15 protein-coding genes and 1 pseudogene are annotated in these 18,949 nt (G+C 68.3%); 15 read left to right on the forward strand and 1 reads right to left on the reverse strand.

Features of this window, described 5'->3' with window-relative positions:
* The 5 genes and pseudogenes from F8M74_RS23365 to F8M74_RS23385 all read left to right on the forward strand — a co-directional run.
* Nucleotides 1-383, forward strand: a pseudogene (locus F8M74_RS23365) (DNA-processing protein DprA); the annotation flags it as partial.
* Nucleotides 384-394: 11 nt separating this feature from the next.
* A complete protein-coding gene (gene topA, locus F8M74_RS23370; RefSeq protein WP_141258675.1) occupies nt 395-2,968 on the forward strand; it encodes a type I DNA topoisomerase in 2,574 nt (857 codons plus the stop codon).
* A gap of 160 nt (nt 2,969-3,128) precedes the next feature.
* Nucleotides 3,129-3,866: a MotA/TolQ/ExbB proton channel family protein gene (locus F8M74_RS23375; protein WP_026114210.1), complete on the forward strand. Its 738-nt coding sequence runs from the start codon at nt 3,129-3,131 to the stop codon at nt 3,864-3,866.
* Between the two features lie 19 nt (nt 3,867-3,885).
* Nucleotides 3,886-4,407, forward strand: a complete 522-nt coding sequence (locus F8M74_RS23380; protein ID WP_141258676.1) for a biopolymer transporter ExbD — start codon at nt 3,886-3,888, stop codon at nt 4,405-4,407.
* 3 nt (nt 4,408-4,410) lie between these two features.
* A complete protein-coding gene (locus tag F8M74_RS23385; RefSeq protein WP_011553061.1) occupies nt 4,411-4,992 on the forward strand; it encodes a biopolymer transporter ExbD in 582 nt (193 codons plus the stop codon).
* Between the two features lie 42 nt (nt 4,993-5,034).
* On the opposite strand, the gene F8M74_RS23390 is transcribed toward F8M74_RS23385, so the two are convergent.
* A complete protein-coding gene (locus F8M74_RS23390; RefSeq protein ID WP_141258677.1) occupies nt 5,035-5,427 on the reverse strand; it encodes a TraR/DksA family transcriptional regulator in 393 nt (130 codons plus the stop codon).
* Nucleotides 5,428-5,698: 271 nt separating this feature from the next.
* On the opposite strand from F8M74_RS23390, the gene trmFO reads away from it, so the two are divergent.
* The 10 genes from trmFO to F8M74_RS23440 all read left to right on the forward strand — a co-directional run bounded on the left by trmFO (nt 5,699) and on the right by F8M74_RS23440 (nt 18,933).
* Nucleotides 5,699-7,072, forward strand: a complete 1,374-nt coding sequence (trmFO, locus tag F8M74_RS23395) for a methylenetetrahydrofolate--tRNA-(uracil(54)-C(5))-methyltransferase (FADH(2)-oxidizing) TrmFO (RefSeq protein ID WP_141258678.1) — start codon at nt 5,699-5,701, stop codon at nt 7,070-7,072.
* Nucleotides 7,069-8,712, forward strand: coding sequence for a PD40 domain-containing protein (locus F8M74_RS23400; RefSeq protein ID WP_141258679.1), 1,644 nt, complete (start codon nt 7,069-7,071; stop codon nt 8,710-8,712). Before trmFO ends, F8M74_RS23400 begins: the two co-directional genes overlap by 4 nt.
* Before the next feature lie 59 nt (nt 8,713-8,771).
* The gene (locus tag F8M74_RS23405) at nt 8,772-11,030 is read left to right on the forward strand and encodes a kinesin (RefSeq protein WP_171410545.1); all 2,259 of its coding nucleotides are present in this window, start codon (nt 8,772-8,774) and stop codon (nt 11,028-11,030) included.
* A 50-nt stretch (nt 11,031-11,080) separates the two neighbouring features.
* Nucleotides 11,081-11,983 carry a tyrosine recombinase XerC gene (locus tag F8M74_RS23410; RefSeq protein ID WP_140862268.1) on the forward strand — a complete coding sequence of 301 codons (903 nt, stop codon included), beginning with the start codon at nt 11,081-11,083 and terminating at the stop codon, nt 11,981-11,983.
* Between the two features lie 28 nt (nt 11,984-12,011).
* A complete protein-coding gene (locus F8M74_RS23415) occupies nt 12,012-12,293 on the forward strand; it encodes a hypothetical protein (RefSeq protein WP_141258681.1) in 282 nt (93 codons plus the stop codon).
* Between the two features lie 59 nt (nt 12,294-12,352).
* Nucleotides 12,353-14,173: an SLC13 family permease gene (locus F8M74_RS23420; RefSeq protein WP_141279575.1), complete on the forward strand. Its 1,821-nt coding sequence runs from the start codon at nt 12,353-12,355 to the stop codon at nt 14,171-14,173.
* Nucleotides 14,174-14,243: 70 nt separating this feature from the next.
* The gene (gene hslV / locus F8M74_RS23425; RefSeq protein WP_011553068.1) at nt 14,244-14,771 is read left to right on the forward strand and encodes an ATP-dependent protease subunit HslV; all 528 of its coding nucleotides are present in this window, start codon (nt 14,244-14,246) and stop codon (nt 14,769-14,771) included.
* Between the two features lie 12 nt (nt 14,772-14,783).
* The gene (gene hslU, locus F8M74_RS23430; RefSeq protein ID WP_141256288.1) at nt 14,784-16,181 is read left to right on the forward strand and encodes an ATP-dependent protease ATPase subunit HslU; all 1,398 of its coding nucleotides are present in this window, start codon (nt 14,784-14,786) and stop codon (nt 16,179-16,181) included.
* Nucleotides 16,182-16,218: 37 nt separating this feature from the next.
* The gene (locus tag F8M74_RS23435; protein ID WP_141256287.1) at nt 16,219-17,463 is read left to right on the forward strand and encodes an acetylornithine transaminase; all 1,245 of its coding nucleotides are present in this window, start codon (nt 16,219-16,221) and stop codon (nt 17,461-17,463) included.
* Between the two features lie 108 nt (nt 17,464-17,571).
* Nucleotides 17,572-18,933, forward strand: a complete 1,362-nt coding sequence (locus tag F8M74_RS23440) for a J domain-containing protein (protein ID WP_141256286.1) — start codon at nt 17,572-17,574, stop codon at nt 18,931-18,933.
* The last annotated feature ends 16 nt before the right edge of the window (nt 18,934-18,949 follow it).

The raw sequence follows: 18,949 nt of genomic DNA on the forward strand, positions 1-18,949 counted from the left end.
GCCTGTACACGGCGGAGGCGGGGCGGGCGCAGGGGCGGCCGGTGTTCGCGATGCCCGGTGACGTACGCCAGGAGGAGGCGGCCGGCTGCAACGCATTGCTGCGGGACGGGGAGGCGGCGGTTTGCCTGGGCCCGGATGATGTGTGGAGGGTGCTGAAAGTCGACCCTCTGGCGGCGGTTCCTCCTGGGACGATGGGCTCATGGGAGGACCTTTCCGTGGAAGCGAAGGGGGCCTTCGCGATGTTGGACCGGGTTCCCCGGAGCTTCGACGAGGTGCTGGTCGGCAGCACCTTCTCACCGGCGGCGCTCGCCAGCGCGCTGGTGGAGTTGGAATTGACGGGGCTGGTCATCCAGCACCCCGGAAGGCTGTACGAAAGAATCTAGGTAGGAGAGTCATGGCCACGCGGACGAAGAAGAAGGTGGAAGAGACTGAGGCGGCCGAGGAGAAGGCGCCCGCCAAGAAGGCCGCCGCCAAGAAGGCCGCCGCCAAGAAGAAGCCTGCGGCCAAGAAGAAGACCGCCGCGAAGAAGACGGCGGCCCGCCGCCGCACCAAGAAGGGCGACGAGGACGAACTCCCCACCGTGGAAGCAGACGCGGAGGAGGAGGTCACGCCCCGTGGCAAGGGCCCGCACTACCTGGTCGTCGTGGAGTCTCCCGCCAAGGCGAAGACCATCAAGAAGTACCTGGGCTCCGGTTACACGGTGAAGGCCTCCGTGGGCCACGTGAAGGATTTGCCCAAGAGCAAGATGGGCGTCGACGTGGAGCACGACTTCCAGCCCGAGTACACGGTCATCAAGGGCAAGGAGAAGGTCCTCAACGAGCTCAAGAAGATGGCGAAGTCGGCCGACCGCGTCTTCCTGGCCACGGACCCCGACCGCGAGGGCGAGGCCATTGCGTGGCACATCAAGGAGGAGCTGGCGCATCCCGACGCGCTCCGGGTGACCTTCAACGAAATCACCAAGAAGGCCATCCAGGAAGCCATCGCGCAGCCGCGCCAGCTCAACCAGGACAACTACGACTCGCAGCAGACGCGCCGCATCCTCGACCGGCTGGTGGGGTATCAAATCTCCCCGCTGCTCTGGAAGAAGGTGCGCCGTGGCCTGTCCGCTGGCCGCGTGCAGTCCGTGGCGGTGCGGCTCATCGTGGAGCGCGAGGACGAAATCAAGGCCTTCGTCCCCGTGGAGTACTGGACGCTGGACGCGCTGCTGGAGGGACCCGCCGGCCCGCCGCCGTTCAAGGCCAAGCTGTCCAAGCTGGACGGCAAGAAGGTGGAGCTGAAGGAGCGCGTCTTCACGGAGAGCCTGGTCGCCGAGCTCCAGACGGCCAGCTTCGTGGTGGCCAAGGTGGACCGCCGCGAGCGCCGCCGTAACGCGCCCGCGCCGTTCATCACCTCCAAGCTCCAGCAGGAGGCGGCCAACCGGCTGTCCTTCACCGCGAAGAAGACGATGACGCTGGCGCAGCGCCTCTACGAAGGCGTGCCGCTGGGTGACGAAGGCCAGACGGCGCTCATCACGTACATGCGTACGGACTCCACCCGTCTGTCCGACGACGCGGTGAAGCAGGTGCGCGAGTTCATCGACGGCAAGTACGGCAAGGACTTCCTGCCCGACGAGCCCATGGTGTACCGCAGCAAGAAGAGCGCCCAGGACGCGCACGAGGCCATCCGGCCCACGTCGCTGGAGTATCCGCCGGAGCGGGTGAAGCCCTTCTTCGAAGCCATGGGCGAGGAGGACATGTACCGCCTCTACGAGCTCATCTGGAACCGCTTCGTCGCGTGTCAGATGAAGCCCGCCGTCTATGACCAGACCAGCGCGGACATCGCCGCGGGCCGGGCCACCTTCCGCGCCTCCGGCAGCACGCTGAAGTTCGCCGGCTACCTGGCGGTCTACGGCGCCGGCCTGACGCCGGAGGAAGAGGCGGAGAAGGAGAAGGCCAAGGCCGCCGGTGACGAGAACGCCGAGGGCGCCGACGCCGTGGGCGAATTGCCGGTGCTCAACGACGGTGACGCGCTGAACCTCCAGAAGCTGCTCCACGAGCAGCACTTCACCCAGCCGCCTCCGCGCTTCAGCGAGGCCACGCTGGTGAAGGAGCTGGAAGAGCGCGGCATCGGTCGCCCGTCCACCTACGCCGCCATTCTCTCCACCATCCAGGACAAGAAGTACGTGGAGAAGCTGGAGGGCCGCTTCCGGCCCACGGACCTGGGGAACATGACCAACGAGATGCTGGTCAAGCACTTCCCCCACGAGTTGGACGTCACCTTCACGGCGACGATGGAGGAGAAGCTCGACCAGATCTCCGAGGGCGGCGCCAACTGGAAGTCCGTGCTGCACGACTTCTACGGGCCCTTCAAGGAGACGCTCGAGAAGGCCGAAGCGGAGATGCGCGACGTCAAGCGGGAGGAGATCAAGACGGACATCCCCTGCGAGAAGTGCGGCAACCTCTTCGTCATCAAGTTCGGGAAGATGGGGCACTTCCTCGCGTGCTCGAACTACCCGGACTGCAAGAACACGAAGGATTTCAAGCGGGACGCCGAGGGCAAGATCGTCATGGTGGAGGAGGAGACCACCGACGAGACTTGCGAGAAGTGCAGCAAGCCCATGGTCATCAAGCGGGGCCGCTTCGGGCGCTTCCTGGCCTGTTCCGGCTACCCGGACTGCAAGACGTCCAAGCCCATCTCCATCGGCGTGGCGTGTCCGGAGTGCAAGGAGGGCTACCTGACGGAGCGCCGCAGTGGCCGCGGGAAGATCTTCTTCGGCTGCAACCGCTACCCGGACTGCAAGTTCGCCGCCTGGGACCGGCCGCTGGCCGAGCCGTGCCCCACCTGCGCGTCCCCCTACCTGCTCCAGAAGTTCTCCAAGCGGGACGGCCCGTACGTGGCGTGCCCCAACAAGGAGTGCGACTACCGGCGCGAAATCACCGAGCAGCCCGGGGGCCCGGGTGGGTCACCCGAAGCCTCCTCGGCTGCTTGAAAGCCCAGTAGTTACATGGGCATGGCCCGTCCTCGGCTTGACAGCCTTGGCGGGCCCGCCCTAGAAGTCCAGGCTGCTCCCTCCCCGGGAACGTCGAACGGGTGCCCGCGTCCGGATGGGCGCGCCCCGGGGGGCGGGCGTCGAAAGGACTCTGGGCGCAATGATTCCCTCGGTAAGCGAGCTGCTGCTGGACGTGACCCTCGCGGCCACGGAAGGGGGCAAGCTGGGCGTCACGGACTCCGTCATCAAGTTTTTCAAGGATGGCGGACCGTTCATGTTCGTGAACCTGTTCTGGCTGGCGTGCTCGCTGGCGGTCGCGCTGGAGCGCATCGTCACCCTGGTGTTCCGCTACAACCTCAACGCGCCGCCCTTCATGGAGCAGATTGCCAAGCTGGTGCGCAGCGGCAACCTGGACCGGGCCGTGAAGGTGTGCGCCATGGCGCCCAACGCGCCGCTGGCCAAGGTGGTCCGCGCGGGCCTGGTGAACGCCAACCGCGGTGAGATTGAGGTCTCCAAGGCGGTGGAAGAGGCCATTGTCGAGCACAGCCCGAACGTGTCCAAGCGCATCCCCTGGCTGTGGTCCCTGGCGAACATCGCCACGCTGGTGGGGCTGGTGGGCACCATCTTCGGCCTCATCGGCACCTTCCAGGCGCTGGGCAACGTGCCGGCGGAGCAGAAGCAGGTGCTGCTGTCGGACGGCATCTCCAAGGCGATGAACAACACCGCCTTCGCGCTCTCCATCGCCGTCATCTGCATCATCTTCCACCTGTTCCTCACGTCGTACGCGAAGAGCATGGTGGAGGGGCTGGAGCTCAACGCGCTCAAGCTGGAGAACCTCCTGTCGCGCCGCGGTTCCGTGGACCCGGCCACCACGGAGCTCGAGGCGCGCGCTTCGTAGAGCGCAAGGGCACGCGGCCATGGCGTTCCACTACTCCCGGCGCAAGCTGAAGGTCCGTGAGGAAGAAGAGGCGGGCGAGCTGAACATCGTCCCGTACCTCGACATCCTCATGAACCTCATCATCTTCATGCTGCTGTCCATCACCGGCCTGACGACGTTCGGCATCATCAACGTCAACGCCCCCGCCTATGGCGCGCCGACGACGGGCATGGCCCAGGAGAACCCGGACGATGCGCCGAAGCTGACGCTGTCCGTGCTCATCTCCAAGAAGGGGCACTTCGTCAGCAGCGAGAACGCCATCCTCGGAGAGGCGGGTACGCCCACCATCCCCGTGAAGGCGGATGGCGTGCACGACTTCTCCGCGCTCAACGCGAAGATGGTGGAGATCAAGTCCGCCTTCCCCAAGGAGACGAAGGTCATCGTGGGCGCGGACCCGGACGTCCCCTACGAGACGCTGACGCAGACGCTGGACGCCATCCGTGAGACGCAGGGCCGCGAGCGCCGGCTGCTGTTCCCGGACGTCACCCTGGGAGCCATCTGAGCCATGGCCGACCCGACGACATCCGCCGTGGACACGCCCGACGCGGAAGCCGTGGCGCGGCTGAGCTACCGCCGGGCCCTGGCGCGCAAGAAGCGCAAGGAGCGCGAGGCGGCGGGGGAGATCAAGGAGCTGAACATCACCGCGATGATGGACATGATGACCATCCTCCTGGTGTTCCTGCTCAAGTCCTTCGCCTCGTCGTCCGCGGCGGTGACGGCGTCCGAGGACGTGCGTCCGCCCGTGTCCTCCACGCGCGCCACGCCCAAGGACACCGTAGCCGTCACCATCACGCCCAGGAATGTGCTGGTGGGTGAGCGGGAGGTCCTGCGGCTGCAGAACGGTCAGTTCCCGGCCGATAAGCTCCAGGGGCGGCTGGTGCTGCCGCTGGATGCGCAGCTGAAGAAGGAAGTGGAGAAGCTGAAGTACATCGCCGCGCGCAACCCGTCGGCGCCCTTCAGCGGGGAGCTGTCCGTCATCGCGGACAAGAAGATTCCCTACGACATGCTCCTCACCGTGCTCTACACGGCGGGGCAGAACGAGCTGGAGAACTACCGCTTCGTGGTGCTCCAGAAAGAGGGCGAGTAGCACGCCCCCGGGGCGGCACCGGGAGCGCGCGCTCGCATCGCCTCAGAGAGACGGGCTGGCCATGGGGCCGCCGCGCGTCTCGAGTTCGTGGATGCTGGCGTCCTCCTCGCAGCGGATGGCGAAGGGCAGGGCCTCCAGGCGTTCGATGGGAATCTCGAAGCCGCAGTCCACGCACTCGCCGAACACGCCCATCTCCATGCGGCGCAGCGCCGCGTCGATGAGCATGATTTCGCGCCGCTGCGATTCCATCAGACTGGAGAGGGTGTAGTCGGCCAGCTCGGACTGGGCGTTTTCTTCGTATTCGGGGTCCCGCTCCTGGTTCTTCAGGGCGGTGAGCTCGCGGTGCGCCCCCTCGTTGGCGCTGAGGATCTCCCGGCGGCGGCGCTGCAGGAGTTCGCGGATCCGGTTCAGGTCCTGGTTTCGGCGGGTCGCCATGGCTTCGGTACTCCCAGTCTACGAGTTCAGTGGCGCTCGCCCGGATGCAGGCCGCCCCCGAGCGGCGAACGCGAGAAACGTAGGGGTGCAACCCAGGTAGGGAAACCGCGCCTTCCAGCGGGAGGCGGAGGTGGGCCGGTGGGCAGCCGGCCAGGCGTGAATCCGGAGCGAAAGCGTGGGGGTGCACACGGTTGAATCGACGCTGGGCCAGGGCGTGTCAGTCCTGCTAACAGTTGCTGGACGCCGCGCGGCGCGGGCCTGGAGGAAGCGGATGGCGGATCAGAAGCAGCGGGTGACGGTGATTGGCGGCGGCCTGGCGGGGACGGAGTGCGCCTACCAGCTCTCCCGCCGCGGGGTGCCGGTGGTGCTGCGGGAGATGAAGCCCCAGAAGCGTTCGCCCGCGCACAAGTCGGACACGCTGGCGGAGCTGGTGTGCAGCAACTCGCTGCGCTCGGACAACCCGGAGAGCGCCGTTGGCCTGCTGCACGCGGAGCTGCGCGCGCTGGGCTCGTTGGTGCTGGGCGCCGCGGACGCGAACCGGGTGCCCGCGGGGGACGCGCTGGCGGTGGAGCGCGAGCGCTTCTCCGCCGCGATTACGGAGTCCCTGCTGCGCCAGCCCGGCGTGGAGCTGGTGGCCGGCGAGGTGGAGCAGCTGCCCGAGGACGGCCCGGTGGTGATTGCCACGGGACCGCTCACGTCGGATGCGCTGACGCGGGAGCTGGAGCGCCACGTGGGCACCAAGCTCTACTTCTATGACTCCATCGCGCCCATCCTGTCGGCGGACTCCATCGACATGAACGTGGCGTTCCGCCAGAGCCGCTACGGCAAGGGCGGCGGGGACGACTACCTCAACCTGCCGATGACGAAGGACGAGTACTACCGCTTCATCGCCGAGGTGAAGGCGGGTCAGAAGGTGGTGCCGCACGCTTTCGAGGAACCCAAGTACTTCGAAGGGTGTCTGCCCATTGAAGTGATGGCCGAGCGTGGCGACGACACCCTGGCCTACGGGCCCATGAAGCCGGTGGGCCTGAGGGACCCGCGCACGGGCCAGGAGCCCTACGCGGTGGTGCAGCTGCGCATGGAGGACGTGGGCGGCACGTCCTGGAACATGGTGGGCTTCCAGACGCGGCTGACCTGGGGTGAACAGAAGCGCATCTTCAGCAGCTTCATCCCCGGACTTCAGCAAGCGGAGTTCCTCCGGATGGGGCAGATCCACCGGAACACCTTCATCGACTCGCCCCGGCTGCTGACGAAGGACTTGTCGCTGAAGACGGAGCCCCGGCTCTACTTCGCGGGGCAGATCTCCGGCGTGGAGGGCTACGTGGAGAGCGCGGCATGTGGATACCTGGTGGCGTTGGCGCTGCACGCACGGCTGACGGGGACGGAGTTCGTTCCGCCGCCGGCCACCACGGCGATGGGCGCGCTGCTGCGGCACGTGACGGGCGAAGCGCACCCGCCGGACTACCCGCACCAGCCCTCCAACATCAGCTTCGGCATCTTTCCGCCGCTGACCGGGCGGATGAAGAAGGCGGAGAAGCGCGCGGCGTATTCGGCGCGCGCGAAGCAGGACCTGGCGGCATGGCTGCCGCATGCGGGCGTCCCGGCGGCGGGCGCCCCCGAGCACGTGGATCAGAGGAGCGCATGATGCGGATGCGGCAGGGGCGGCTGTGGACCGCGGGCCTGATGGCCTCGCTGGTGATGGCGGGCACGGGCTGCAAGCCGGGCGAAAATGGCGGCTCGGAGGCCCCGGGCGTGCGGCGCGCCAAGGCCGCCGCGACGGCGGAGAAGCCACCTCCGCCCGGTGCCCCCGGCGCGGGGCAGGGCACGCTCCTGGCCGCGGGCCGCGTGACGGACCTGCGGGTGACGCCGAACGGCCGCTTCGCCACGTACATCGTCAACGGGCAGAAGCCCCGGCTGGACGGCATTCCGCCGCAGATGGTGCTGGGCGAGCTGTACGTGGTGCCCGTGGAGGGCGGCGAGCCGCGCAAGCTGGGCGAGGGCGTGACGAACGTCCCCGGCGGACAGTTGGTGGCGCCGGGCTCGAAGCACGTCCTCTTCCTCACCGGCTACAACCCGGCGACGCAGTCGGGCGCGCTGAACGTGGCGTCGCTGGATGACGCGAAGGCGGCGCCCGTCGTGCTGGGCACGGCGGTCAGCTACATGCTGCCCAGCCCGGATGGGACGAAGCTGGCCTACGTGGACGGCGGCAAGCTGAAGCTGGGCACGCTGCCGTCAGGGCCCTTCACGGACGTGGCGGGGGAGGTCAGCACCGCCCAGTTCACGCCGGACGGCAAGACGCTGCTCTTCAAGCGCCGACTGGCCGCGGCGGGGGGCCTGGCGGCCATCTCCGTGGAGAATCCAGATGCGCCGCCCGTGAAGGTGGGGGACCAGGTGGGGGACTACGAAGTCTCCCCGGATGGTCAGCGCGTGGCCTTCCAGGTGCGCAGCGAGTCGGTGCGGGGGCTGTATGACTTGTACCTGGCAGAGTTGCCGGAGCTGAAGGTGAAGCGCCTGGCGGTGGCCTCGGGTGTGTTTGCCTTTTCGCCCGATGGCAAGTGGCTGGCGCGCACGGAGAACGGCAAGCCGAACGTGCCAGGGGACTTGTACCTGGGCCCGGCGACGGGTGGCGCGGGGCGCAAGCTGGGCGTGCAGGTGGAGAAGCTGGCCTTCGCTCCGGACTCGCAGGCGGTGGGCTTCCTGGAGAAGTATGACTCGACGGCGAACGCGGGGCTGATGTCGGTGGCCGCGCTGCCGGACGGCACGACGAAGCAGGTGGGCGGCCGCGTGCCCAACTTCGTCTGGGGCTCGGACGGGCGCTATGTGGCGTTCCTCTCGCGCATCCTCAAGCCCGCATACTCGGTGGACCTGATGCTGTACACCTTGGGCGAGGAGCGGGCGGCCAAGGTGCAGCAGGGCGTCTTCGGGTATGGCTTCACGCCGGGCAACGGGCAGGTGGTGTTCCGCTCCAACTGCATCCGCAATGGGCGCTCGTGTGACTTCATGGCCATGGACCTGCCCCGGCAGGCGGACCCCCGCACGTGGCTGCAGGGCATCTTCAGCTACAAGCTGTCCGAGGACGGTCAGCGGGTGCTTGTCACCTATGCCCGCATGGACTCGGACACCTATGACGTGGCGGTGTTCGACGTGAAGACCCAGGCGCGGAAGACGCTGGACCAGGGCGTCCAGGTGCCGGTGTCCTTCGGGGGCACGAATGACTCGCTGGCCGTGTACGCGATTACGCAGGGCCCGAAGGCCGGCATCTACAGCGTCCCCGCGACGCTGTAGCTTTTGACTGTTGAGGATCGTGCGATTCGCCGGGCGGTGTGCTTACTTCCGCCGCCTGCATGGCTTCGCTCATCTATCGCCGCTACGGCGGCTCGCTCCAGGTCGACATCCCCTCCTTCGATGTGCTGGTGGAGGCGATCCGCATCCCCGAAACGCAGTGGATTGCAACGGCGTGCCCGTTGGAGGGCCTGAGCTGTGATCCACGCCTGCTGACGTTGATGGACGCGGACGGCAATGGCCGCATCCGCGTGGCGGAGGTGCGCACGGCGGTGGACTGGGCCGCCAAGCAGCTCAAGGACCGGCGCGGCGCGGACGCCTCCAGTGACGTGCTGGAGCTGGACGCGCTCAGCGAGGGGGCGCGGCCCCTGCGCGGCGCGGCGGAGATGATTCTCCGGACGCTGAAGGCGACGGACGCCGGGCGCATCTCACTGGCGCAGGTTCGCGAGAGCGAGAAGGCCCTGCGAGAGACCGGGCAGAACGGCGATGGCATCGTCGCGCCCGATCACCTGCCCGAGCACCTGCGGCCCCTGGCCCAGGAGCTGATGGCCAGCTTTCCCGCGCTGACGAACCGGGCGGGCAAGGTGGGCGTGGACGCGACGCTGGTGAAGCGCTTCCGCGAGGAGCGCGCGAAGCTGCGGGAGCACCGGGAGAAGCAGGGCGCGGCGTTCGTCTGGGGTGACGTCAGCCTGGAGACGGCGAAGCGCGTGCGCGACGTGGCGCCGCTGCTGGATGCGTACTTCGTGCAGTGCCGGCTGGTGGCAGCGCAGCCCGAAGCGGCGGCGAGCCTGCGCCTGCGCGCGGAGCGGGTGGAGGGCGCGCTGGGCGACGTGGCGGCGCTGGGGAAGGCGGCGGGCGACCTGCCCATCGCGCCGCCGGATGCGTCGGGTGTGCTGGAGTGGTCCCGTCTCCTGCGCGGGCCCGCGTACGAGGTGGTGGAGGCGTTCCGGACGGACGTCGCCACGCCGATGACGGGGGATTCGCAGCGGCTGTCGGACTCGGCGTGGCGAGAGCTGGCGGCGAAGGCGGACGGCGTGCTGGCGTGGCAGGCGCAGCTCGAGGCGAACCCGGTGCGCAAGCTGATGGACACGCTGCCGTCGGTTTCGGACGCGGACCTGGATGCCCTGGGAGCCGCGAGCGCGGCGGACCTCGCGCTCAAGCCCACGCTGGATGCCGTCAACGAGTTGGAGCGGTTGGTGCTCTACCAGCGCTGGCTGCTGCTGTTCGCGAACAACTTCATCAGCATGCCCAACCTCTACATGCCCAAGCGGTTGGCGCTGGTGGAGAAGGGGACGCTCATCCTGGGCGGGCGCAAGTACACGCTGTCGGTGCTGGTGACGAACCGGGCCGCGCACTCCGCGCTCACCGCGCTGGGGACCACCTGCATCCTCTATGTCCAGGTGGCGCCGAAGGACGGGACGCCCGGGTATGAAGTGGCGGTGCCGGTGACGAGCGGCCGAAGCACGGAGCTCGCGGTGGGCAAGCGGGGCGTCTTCTACGACGTGGACGGCGTGGAGAGCGACGCCATCGTGACGCAGGTGGTTCGTCAGCCCGTGTCACTGTGGGAGTCGATGACCATGCCCTTCGCGCGCATCGGCGAGTTCATCACCCAGAAGGTGGAGGGCCTGGCGTCGGCGGGCGAGAAGACGTTCGATTCGACGCTGGAGCAGGGCTACACGAACGCGACGAATGCGCCGCCGGTGGCGCCTCCTCCGGCGGCGGGCCCGGCTCCGGCCGCGGCGGCGCCCGCGGGAGGCGGGTTGGCGGGCATCGTGGCGGCGGGCGGCCTGGCGGCGGCGGCGCTGGGCTCGTCTTTCGCGTTCATCATGACGCAGGTGAAGTCGCTGACGCTGGTGGACCTCATCTCCGCGGCGACGCTGATTGCCATTGTCGTCATGGCCCCGGCGGGGCTCCTGGGCTGGCTGAAGCTGCGCCGGCGCAACCTGGCGCTGCTGTTGGAAGGCTCGGGCTGGGCGCTGAACGACCGGCTGATGCTGACGCCGGAGCTGTCCTCGCTGGTGACGCGCCGTCCGAAACTGCCCTCGAACGCCCGGGTGGACCGCTTGGACATGGTGCGCTCGGCGCTGGTCCGGCAACAGGAGGACGACGAGGCGGAGGGCACGTCCGGGTGGACGAAGCTGGCCATCACGCTGGCGGTGATTTTCGTGTTGCTCTGGCAGGTCCGGATTCCGCTGTTGACCTGGTTCTGCCACGCGGGCTGGTTGTCTCAGGACACCTGCCTGGCGGTGTTGCCGTCCCAGGCGGAGCCGGCTCCTGCGGCGGCAGCAGCGCCTGCCGCGGCTCCGGCCAAGGCACCGTAGGCCCACCGCGAATCTTGCCAGGATTTCTCCGGCCCGTAGGCTCGTCCTCGATGACGAGCCTGTCGCCGCTGCTGGAGAAGTTCCGCGCCCACCTGGAGGACGAGAAGGGCTCGTCCCCGCACACGGTGCGCAACTACCTCATCGACCTGGTGGACTTCGAGCGCTACCTGGTGGAGCGAGTGAAGCTGTCGCTCCTGTCGGGGACGCACGCGGCGATTCGTGGCTACCTGGGCACGTTGAGCACGGACCACGCGCCCGCGAGCCGGGCGCGGCGGCTGGCGAGCATCAAGTCGTTCTACAAGTACCTGGTGCGGCAGAAGCTGCTACCGGCCAGCCCCGCGAAGTTGGTGAAGAGCCCGAAGCTGCCGAAGACGCTGCCCAAGGTGCTGCCGGTGGAGGAGGTCTTCGCCATCCTGGACATGCCTGACGTGAAGACGGTGCTCGGGCTGCGGGACCGGGCGATTCTGGAGCTGCTCTACGGTGGCGGCCTGCGTATCAGTGAGTTGTGCGGGTTGGACCTGCTGGACATCGACCGCAGCGGGCGAATCGTCCGGGTGATGGGCAAGGGGAGCAAGGAGCGGCTCGTGCCCGTGAACGCGCAGTCCATCCGGGCGTTGGAGGCGTACCTCGCGAGGCGGGGAGAGCTGCTGGCCACGATTCGGAAGGACCAGGCGCCAGAGGCGATGTTCCTCAACTTCCGGGGTGGCCGCCTGACGCCGAGGAGCATCGCGCGGCACCTGGACACGTACGTGCTGAAGTGCGCGCTGACGCGGAAGGTGAGCCCGCATGCCATGCGTCACTCCTTCGCCACGCACCTGCTGGGCGGGGGCGCGGACATCCGCAGCATCCAGGAGCTGCTGGGCCATTCGAGCCTGTCCACCACGCAGCGGTATACCCAGGTGACGTGGGAGCAGCTCCAGCAGGTCTACGACTCCGCGCATCCGCGGGCGTGAGTGCAATGAGTCCAGGCGGTGCAACGTGATGCAGACCGTGGCCGCCATGGCGAACGGGCTGGCCTGGTTCTTCCTGGCACTGGGCGTGTTGTCAGACGGGTTCACCGTGTTCCTGTTGGTGACGACAGCACTCAGAAAGCGGATGGCTTCGGGCGTTCCCGTGGTTGCATTGCTGTTCTACGCGCAGTTCTGCGCCATTCGCTCGGGTTTGTCCCTGTCCTGTTTTGCCCCGGTTCTCGTGGCGCTCTGTCTCGTCCATCTGGGCGTGCAGTGGGGCTTGCCGGTGCTATTGGCGCGCCAGCGGTCGTGACGTCGAGCCTGGGGCGTTGGGGTAGCGGATCCCCACGTGGGGTGTCATAGCTGCTCGATGTGACCCTTCCCGCGCTCATCACCCTTGGCGTCCTCGCCGTCTCCCTGGTGCTCTTCGTGAGCGACCGGGTACGGCTGGACATCGTGGCGCTGCTCGCGCTCCTGTCGCTCCTCCTCTTCGACATCGTTCCTGTGGAGGATGCGCTCGCGGGTTTCAGCAACCCGGTGGTCATCATGCTGGTGGGGCTCTTCGTGATTGGCGGCGCCATCACGGAGACAGGACTGGCGGGGTGGCTGGGACAGCGGCTGGGGCACCTCGCGGGGGAAGGGGAGGGGCGCACCATCGCCGTGGTGATGCTGGCCACCGCCGCCCTGTCCGCCTTCATGAGCTCCACGGGGACCGTGGCCATCTTGATGCCGGTGGTGGGGACGCTCGCCCTCCGGCGCGGAATCGCGCCCGCCCGCATCTACCTGCCCTTCGCGTTCGCCGCCCACCTGGGAAGCATGCTGACGCTCATCAGCACCCCGCCCAACCTCATCGTGAGTGGGGCGCTTCGGGACGCAGGCCATGAGCCGTTCCGCTTCTTCACCTTCTTCCCCATCGGCGTGGTGATGCTCGCCGCGGGCATGCTGTTCCTCATCTTCGCCGGCAAATACCTGCTGCCCTCGGCGGCGCAGGGGCAGGTCGCGGCGCAGGCCGTGCTGTCGCCCGAGGACTTCGCCACTGAGTACGGCCTGGGAACGTTGCTTCATGCCCTCCGTGTTCCCCGTGGCTCGAAGCTCGTGGGCCGGACGCTCGGCGAGGCCAACCTGCGCTCCGCGCACGCAGTGAATGTGGTGGGCATCTCATTGGCGGGCGATGCGCATCCGGTGGTTCCGCACCGTCCCTTCGGAGCGAACGAAGTCCTGGTCGTCCAGGGCCATGAGGATGCAGTCGTCGCGACGGTGGAGCACTGGGGGTTGGAGCGGCTCCCGTCCTTGCAATCGCTGTCGCTGCCTCCCGAGGAGTCGCTCGCGGAGGTGGTGATTCCCCGCCGCTCGGCGCTGGTGGGCCGGACGCTCCGTCAGGCGCGCTTCCGTGACCAGTTCCGGGCCACGGTGCTCGCGATTCGCCGGGGCACGGACGCGGTGGTGGATGCCTCGTCTCCCGCACTCAAAGACTTCACGCTGCGGCGCGGCGACACCCTGCTCGTGAAGGGCCGCAAGAAGCACCTGCGCAACCTGTCCGAGGCCCGAAGAGACCTCGTGCTGCTCGCCGAACCCGACCCGCGCACCGACCGCCTCGCGGACCCACGGCGGGCGGCGCTCACCGTCGTCATCACCCTGGCGATGTTGACGGTGATGGCCCTGGGCCTGCTGCCCAACGTGGTCGCTGTGCTGCTCGCGGCGGTGGCCATGGTGCTCACGGGCTGCGTGCGCTCCTCGGAAGTCTACCGCACGGTCAACTGGGAGAGCGTCGTGCTCATCGCCGGAATGTTCCCGCTGGCCACCGCGCTGGAGCGGACCGGCGTGACGCAACTGGCGGTGGCGGGCCTGGAGCGGCTCTTCACCGGCGCAAGCCCTCACGCCGTATTGGCGGTGCTTGCCATCGTGACGTCCACCCTGGGCTTGTTCATCTCCAACACGGCCACCGCCGTCCTCGTGGCCCCGGTGGCCCTCCGCATCGCGGAGTCCATGGAACTCCGGCCCGAGCCGCTGCTGATGGCGGTGGCCATTACCGCGTCGGCGGCGTTCGCCACGCCCATCGCGTCGCCCGTGAACACGCTGGTCATGAGCCCTGGGGGCTACCGGTTCGCCGACTATGCTCGGGTGGGCATCCCGCTCCAGGTGCTCATCGTCGCGCTGGCGGTGCTGGTGGTGCCGTGGGTGCTTCCTTTTTGAAGTCTGAGAGCAGACAGCCAGTCACTGTTCCTTGGAAACACCGCGCCCGGCTTGTTAAACCCCGGGTCCTATGTTCCACGGCACCACCATTCTCTGCGTGCGGCGCGACGGGAAGGTCGCCATCGCCAGCGACGGCCAGGTCTCCCTCGAAAAGACCGTGATGAAGAACACGGCGAAGAAGGTCCGCCGGCTAGGCGAAGGCCAGGTGCTCGCCGGCTTCGCTGGCAGCACCGCGGACGCCTTCACGCTCTTCGAGCGCTTCGAGGCCAAGCTCAAGGAGCACCAGAAGAACATGGCCCGCGCCTGCGTGGAGCTGGGCAAGGACTGGCGCACCGACCGCTTCCTCCGCCGGCTGGAAGCGCTCCTCATCGTCGCCGACAAGGAGAAGACGTTCATCCTCTCCGGCGCGGGTGACGTGATTGAACCCGACTACGGCATCGCCGCCGTGGGCAGTGGTGGCCCCTACGCGTTCGCCGCCGCGCGCGCCCTCATGGCGCACACGCAGATGTCTGCTCGCGACGTGGTGCACCAGTCGCTCACCATCGCGGGTGAAATCGACATCTACACCAACGCCAACATCTCCATCGAAGAGCTCTAGGAGACACACCCCGTGGCCGAATCGCGCAAGTTGTCCGCCTTCACGCCTCGCGAGGTCGTCAGCGAGCTGGACCGCTACATCGTCGGGCAGAACGCCGCCAAGCGCGCCGTCGCCATTGCCCTGCGCAACCGGTGGCGCCGCCAGCAGGTCAACGACGACCTGCGGGACGAAATCCACCCGAAGAACATCATCATGATTGGCCCCACCGGCGTGGGGAAGACGGAGATTGCCCGCCGCCTGGCGAAGCTCGCCCAGGCGCCCTTCGTCAAGGTGGAGGCCTCCAAGTTCACCGAGGTCGGCTACGTCGGCCGTGACGTCGAGTCGATGATTCGCGACCTCGTCGAGGCCGCCATCGCGCTGGTCCGCGAGGAGGAGACCGAGAAGGTCGGTCCCCGCGCCGAGGAACTGGCCGAGGACCGCGTGATCGAGCTGATGCAGGGCGGCGGCGTGAAGTCGTCGTCCGCGACGCCGCCGTTCGGCTTCGCCCCACCGCCACCCCCACCGGTCCAGCGTGTCAGCGACACAGCGCGCGAGAAGTTCCGCGCCCAGCTCCGCGCTGGCACCCTGGATGACGTGGAGGTGGAGGTGGAGACCGCGGAGTCGTCGCCCACCTTCATGCGGGGCTTCTCCGGCCAGGGCATGGAGGAGATTGGCGTCAACCTCCAGGACCTCTTCAAGAACATGCCGGGCATGAACAAGACGCGCCGCCGTCGCGTGCGCGTGCCCGAGGCGCTTCAGCTCCTGCGCAAGGAAGAGGCCGCCAAGCTGGTGGACCCCGACCGCGTCCAGCGCGAGGCCGTGGTCCGCGCGGAGATGAACGGCATCATCTTCATCGACGAAATCGACAAGATTGCCAGCCGTGAGGGCGGCAAGGGCGGGGGCGGCCCGGACGTGTCCCGGGAGGGCGTCCAGCGGGACATCCTCCCCATCGTCGAGGGCTCCACCATCAACACCAAGTATGGCGTCGTGAAGACTGACCACATGCTCTTCATCGCCGCTGGCGCCTTCCACGTGTCCAAGCCCAGCGACCTCATCCCTGAATTGCAGGGCCGCTTTCCCATCCGCGTGGAGCTGGAGCCCCTGACGGGCGAGGACCTGGTCCGAATCCTCCGGGAGCCGAAGAATTCGCTCTTGCGACAGTACACGGCCCTGCTCAGCACCGAAGGTGTGCGACTGTCCTTCACCGACGACGCGGTGACGGAGCTGGCGCGCATCGCCCAGCAGGCAAACGAGAGCACGGCGAACATCGGAGCCCGGCGGCTGCACACCATCCTGGAGCGACTGCTGGACGAGGTGTCCTTCTCCGCCAGTGAGATGGGACCCCGGGATTTCCAGGTGGACGCCGCCTACGTGCGCGAGCGCCTGGCCGCCATCGTCCAGGACGAGGACCTGTCGCGCTACATCCTGTAGCGCGCTATATGCGGAGGGGTACCGTACCGCACGAAGGATGACTGCCTTGTCGCAATCCGAGCCTTCCCCCTCCGCATCGTCCGACTCCTCCACCGACTCCCTGGTCCAGAAGGCGAAGCGCCACCTGCTGCAGAACTACAAGCAGCCGCCCTTCGTCCTGGCGCGGGGCCAGGGGGCTCGTGTCTGGGACACGGATGGCCGCGAGTACCTGGACCTGATTGGTGGCATCGCCACGTGCGCGCTGGGACACTGCCACCCGGACGTCGTGGCCGCCGCGAAGGCGCAGCTGGATTCGCTGTGGCACGTCTCCAACGTGTTCTATTCTCAGCCCCAGATTGACCTGGCCGCGCAGCTCACCGAGTGGTCCGGCCTGTCACGCGCGTTCTTCTGCAACTCGGGTGCGGAGGCGAACGAGGCGCTGCTCAAGCTGACGCGCAAGGTGATGAAGGACCGCGGCACGCCGGAGCGCTTCGAGGTCATCTCCTTCGACAGCAGCTTCCACGGCCGCACCCTGGCCACCGTCACCGCCACCGGCCAGCCGAAGTACCAGAAGGGCTTCGAGCCGCTGCCCGCCGGCTTCACCCACGTGCCCTACGGCGACCTCGAAGCGGTGCGCAAGGCCGTGGGCCCGGCGACCGCCGCCATCCTCGTGGAGCCCATCCAAGGGGAGGGCGGGGTGCGGATGGCGCCCCCGGGTTTCCTCGCCGGTCTGCGCGCGCTGTGTGACGAGCACGGGCTGTTGCTGCTGGTGGACGAAGTGCAGACGGGCATGGGCCGCACCGGCAAGCCGTTCGGCTTCATGCATGAGGGCATCGTCCCGGACGGCATCAGCGTGGCGAAGGCGCTGGGCAACGGCCTGCCGATTGGCGCCATGCTCTGCAAGGAAGAGTTGGGCGCCAGCCTCACGCCGGGCACGCACGGCTCCACCTTCGGTGGCAATCCGGTGGCCGCGGCCGCCGCCAATGCCGTGATGCGCATCCTCCGCCGTCCCGGCTTCCTGGACGAGGTCCAGGAGAAGGGGGCCTATCTGCTCGCCCGGGCGCGTGAGCTCCAGGGCCGGCTGCCCGCGGGCCGCATCCAGGCCGCGCGCGGCCAGGGGCTGCTGGTGGGCGTGGAGTTGGATCGCGAGGTGGCGCCCGTCATCGCCCAACTGCGCGGAGAGGGGCTGCTGGTGAATGCCGCCGGCGACCGCACGCTGCGCTTCGCGCCGCCCTTCATCGTCACCGTGCGTGAGTTGGATGAAGGCCTGTCCATTCTCGAGCGCGTGCTCGCCGCCAACTGACCGGCGTGGCCGCGTTCCACCGCATGGGGAAGGGTTCACGGACGTTTGACGCCCTGCGTCCGGAACCCTAGTCTGGAAACTCCGGAAGTCTTTCCTCGGACTGTCACTGTGAGTGCGCCAAACACGATCATCGGGCTGGGGGCCCTGACGGATCACATCGCCACGGTGCCCCAACTGGATGCAGCGCGTCTCCAGCTCACCGCGGAAGAGAGCTCGGTGCTCCAGCTCGTGGGGCGCGTGGAGCGCATCGACCAGGTGCTGGCACGCTCCAAGCTGGGCGAGCCGCGCACCATCGCGGTGCTGCTGGCGCTGCGGGCCAAGGGCGCCATCGTCCCCGCCCGGGTGGTGCCTCGGGGCGCGCCCGCGCCCGTGGTGGACGCGGCCATGGCCGAGCAGGTGGACCTCGAGCCGGAGCGGAAGAAGGAGATCATCGAGCTGGAGCGCTCGCTCGACGCGATGGACCACTTCACCGTGTTGGGGCTGAAGCCCGGGGCTCCGGCGTCGGAGGTGAAGCAGGCGTATTACAACGCCTCGCGCCGCTTCCATCCGGACCGCTACTTCGGGAAGAACCTGGGCAGCTTCCGTGCCCGCATGGAGCGCATCTTCCGGCGCCTCACGGATGCGCACAACGTGCTCATGCAGCCCGACAAGCGCGAGGCCTACCTGCGCGCGAATCCGGCACTGGCCCAGGCCGAACGCGCCGCCGCGCCGCCGCCACCCTCCGCACCGCCTCCGTCCGCGCCTGCGCAGCAGCTGCTGACGCCAGAGCCGCCGCCGGTGCATCAGGTTTCATCGCCACCCCCGGCGCCCCGTCCGCCCGTGGCGTCCAGCGGGCCTTCATCCATTCCGCCGCCGTCGCGTCCGCTGGCGCCACCGCCGGATGATGGCGCGTCCGAAGCGCGCCGGGCGGAGCGGCAGGCCCGGTTGGCCCGGCATCCCTACCTGGCCCGCACGGGCCGGCTGGCCGAGTTGATTGCCCGGGGCAAGGCCGCCATCGCCAGTGGCGACTGGGAGCGGGCCTATCACGACTTCCATCAGGTCCAGACGATGGACCCGAAGAACCGCGAAGTCGCTCTTCTCCTGGTCAAGGCGCGCCGGGGGCATGACTCGCAGCGGGCGACCATCGAAGTCGCTCGAGGGCGGGAGATGGAGCGGCATGGCGACACGCATGGAGCCATGGCGGCCTACCGGCTCGCCTGCTCGCTGGACGACCAGAACGCCGAGGCCGCCTGGCGTTGCGCCCGCCTGGGGCAGCTGCTGGGGCAGGATGCCGCTGAAAGCCGAGGGCTGGCGCAGCGCGCCGTGGATCTGGCCCCCGACAAGGTCGAGCACCAACTGACGCTGGGAAAGGTGCTGTTGGACACCGGATCTAAGAAACTCGCGAAGCGGGCCTTCGAGGAGGCGGCGAAGCTGGCCCCGGACAACGCGGAAGCGAAGGCCGCGCTCAAGAAGCTGCGCTGGACGTTCTAGGAGTAAGTACGGTTCC

The sequence above is a fragment of the Myxococcus sp. CA023 genome (assembly GCF_010998615.1).
In the GTDB taxonomy this organism is placed as follows: Bacteria; Myxococcota; Myxococcia; order Myxococcales; family Myxococcaceae; genus Myxococcus.

Bases quoted from the DNA above. Each gene is read 5' to 3' on its own strand.
- F8M74_RS23380 (WP_141258676.1), top strand. From the start codon at position 3,886: ATGGCGTTCCACTACTCCCGGCGCAAGCTGAAGGTCCGTGAGGAAGAA.
- F8M74_RS23390 (WP_141258677.1), bottom strand. From the start codon at position 5,427: ATGGCGACCCGCCGAAACCAGGACCTGAACCGGATCCGCGAACTCCTG.
- hslV (WP_011553068.1), top strand. From the start codon at position 14,244: ATGTTCCACGGCACCACCATTCTCTGCGTGCGGCGCGACGGGAAGGTC.
- F8M74_RS23435 (WP_141256287.1), top strand. From the start codon at position 16,219: ATGACTGCCTTGTCGCAATCCGAGCCTTCCCCCTCCGCATCGTCCGAC.
- F8M74_RS23400 (WP_141258679.1), top strand. From the start codon at position 7,069: ATGATGCGGATGCGGCAGGGGCGGCTGTGGACCGCGGGCCTGATGGCC.
- topA (WP_141258675.1), top strand. From the start codon at position 395: ATGGCCACGCGGACGAAGAAGAAGGTGGAAGAGACTGAGGCGGCCGAG.
- F8M74_RS23375 (WP_026114210.1), top strand. From the start codon at position 3,129: ATGATTCCCTCGGTAAGCGAGCTGCTGCTGGACGTGACCCTCGCGGCC.
- F8M74_RS23415 (WP_141258681.1), top strand. From the start codon at position 12,012: ATGCAGACCGTGGCCGCCATGGCGAACGGGCTGGCCTGGTTCTTCCTG.
- F8M74_RS23410 (WP_140862268.1), top strand. From the start codon at position 11,081: ATGACGAGCCTGTCGCCGCTGCTGGAGAAGTTCCGCGCCCACCTGGAG.
- F8M74_RS23405 (WP_171410545.1), top strand. From the start codon at position 8,772: ATGGCTTCGCTCATCTATCGCCGCTACGGCGGCTCGCTCCAGGTCGAC.
- F8M74_RS23385 (WP_011553061.1), top strand. From the start codon at position 4,411: ATGGCCGACCCGACGACATCCGCCGTGGACACGCCCGACGCGGAAGCC.
- trmFO (WP_141258678.1), top strand. From the start codon at position 5,699: ATGGCGGATCAGAAGCAGCGGGTGACGGTGATTGGCGGCGGCCTGGCG.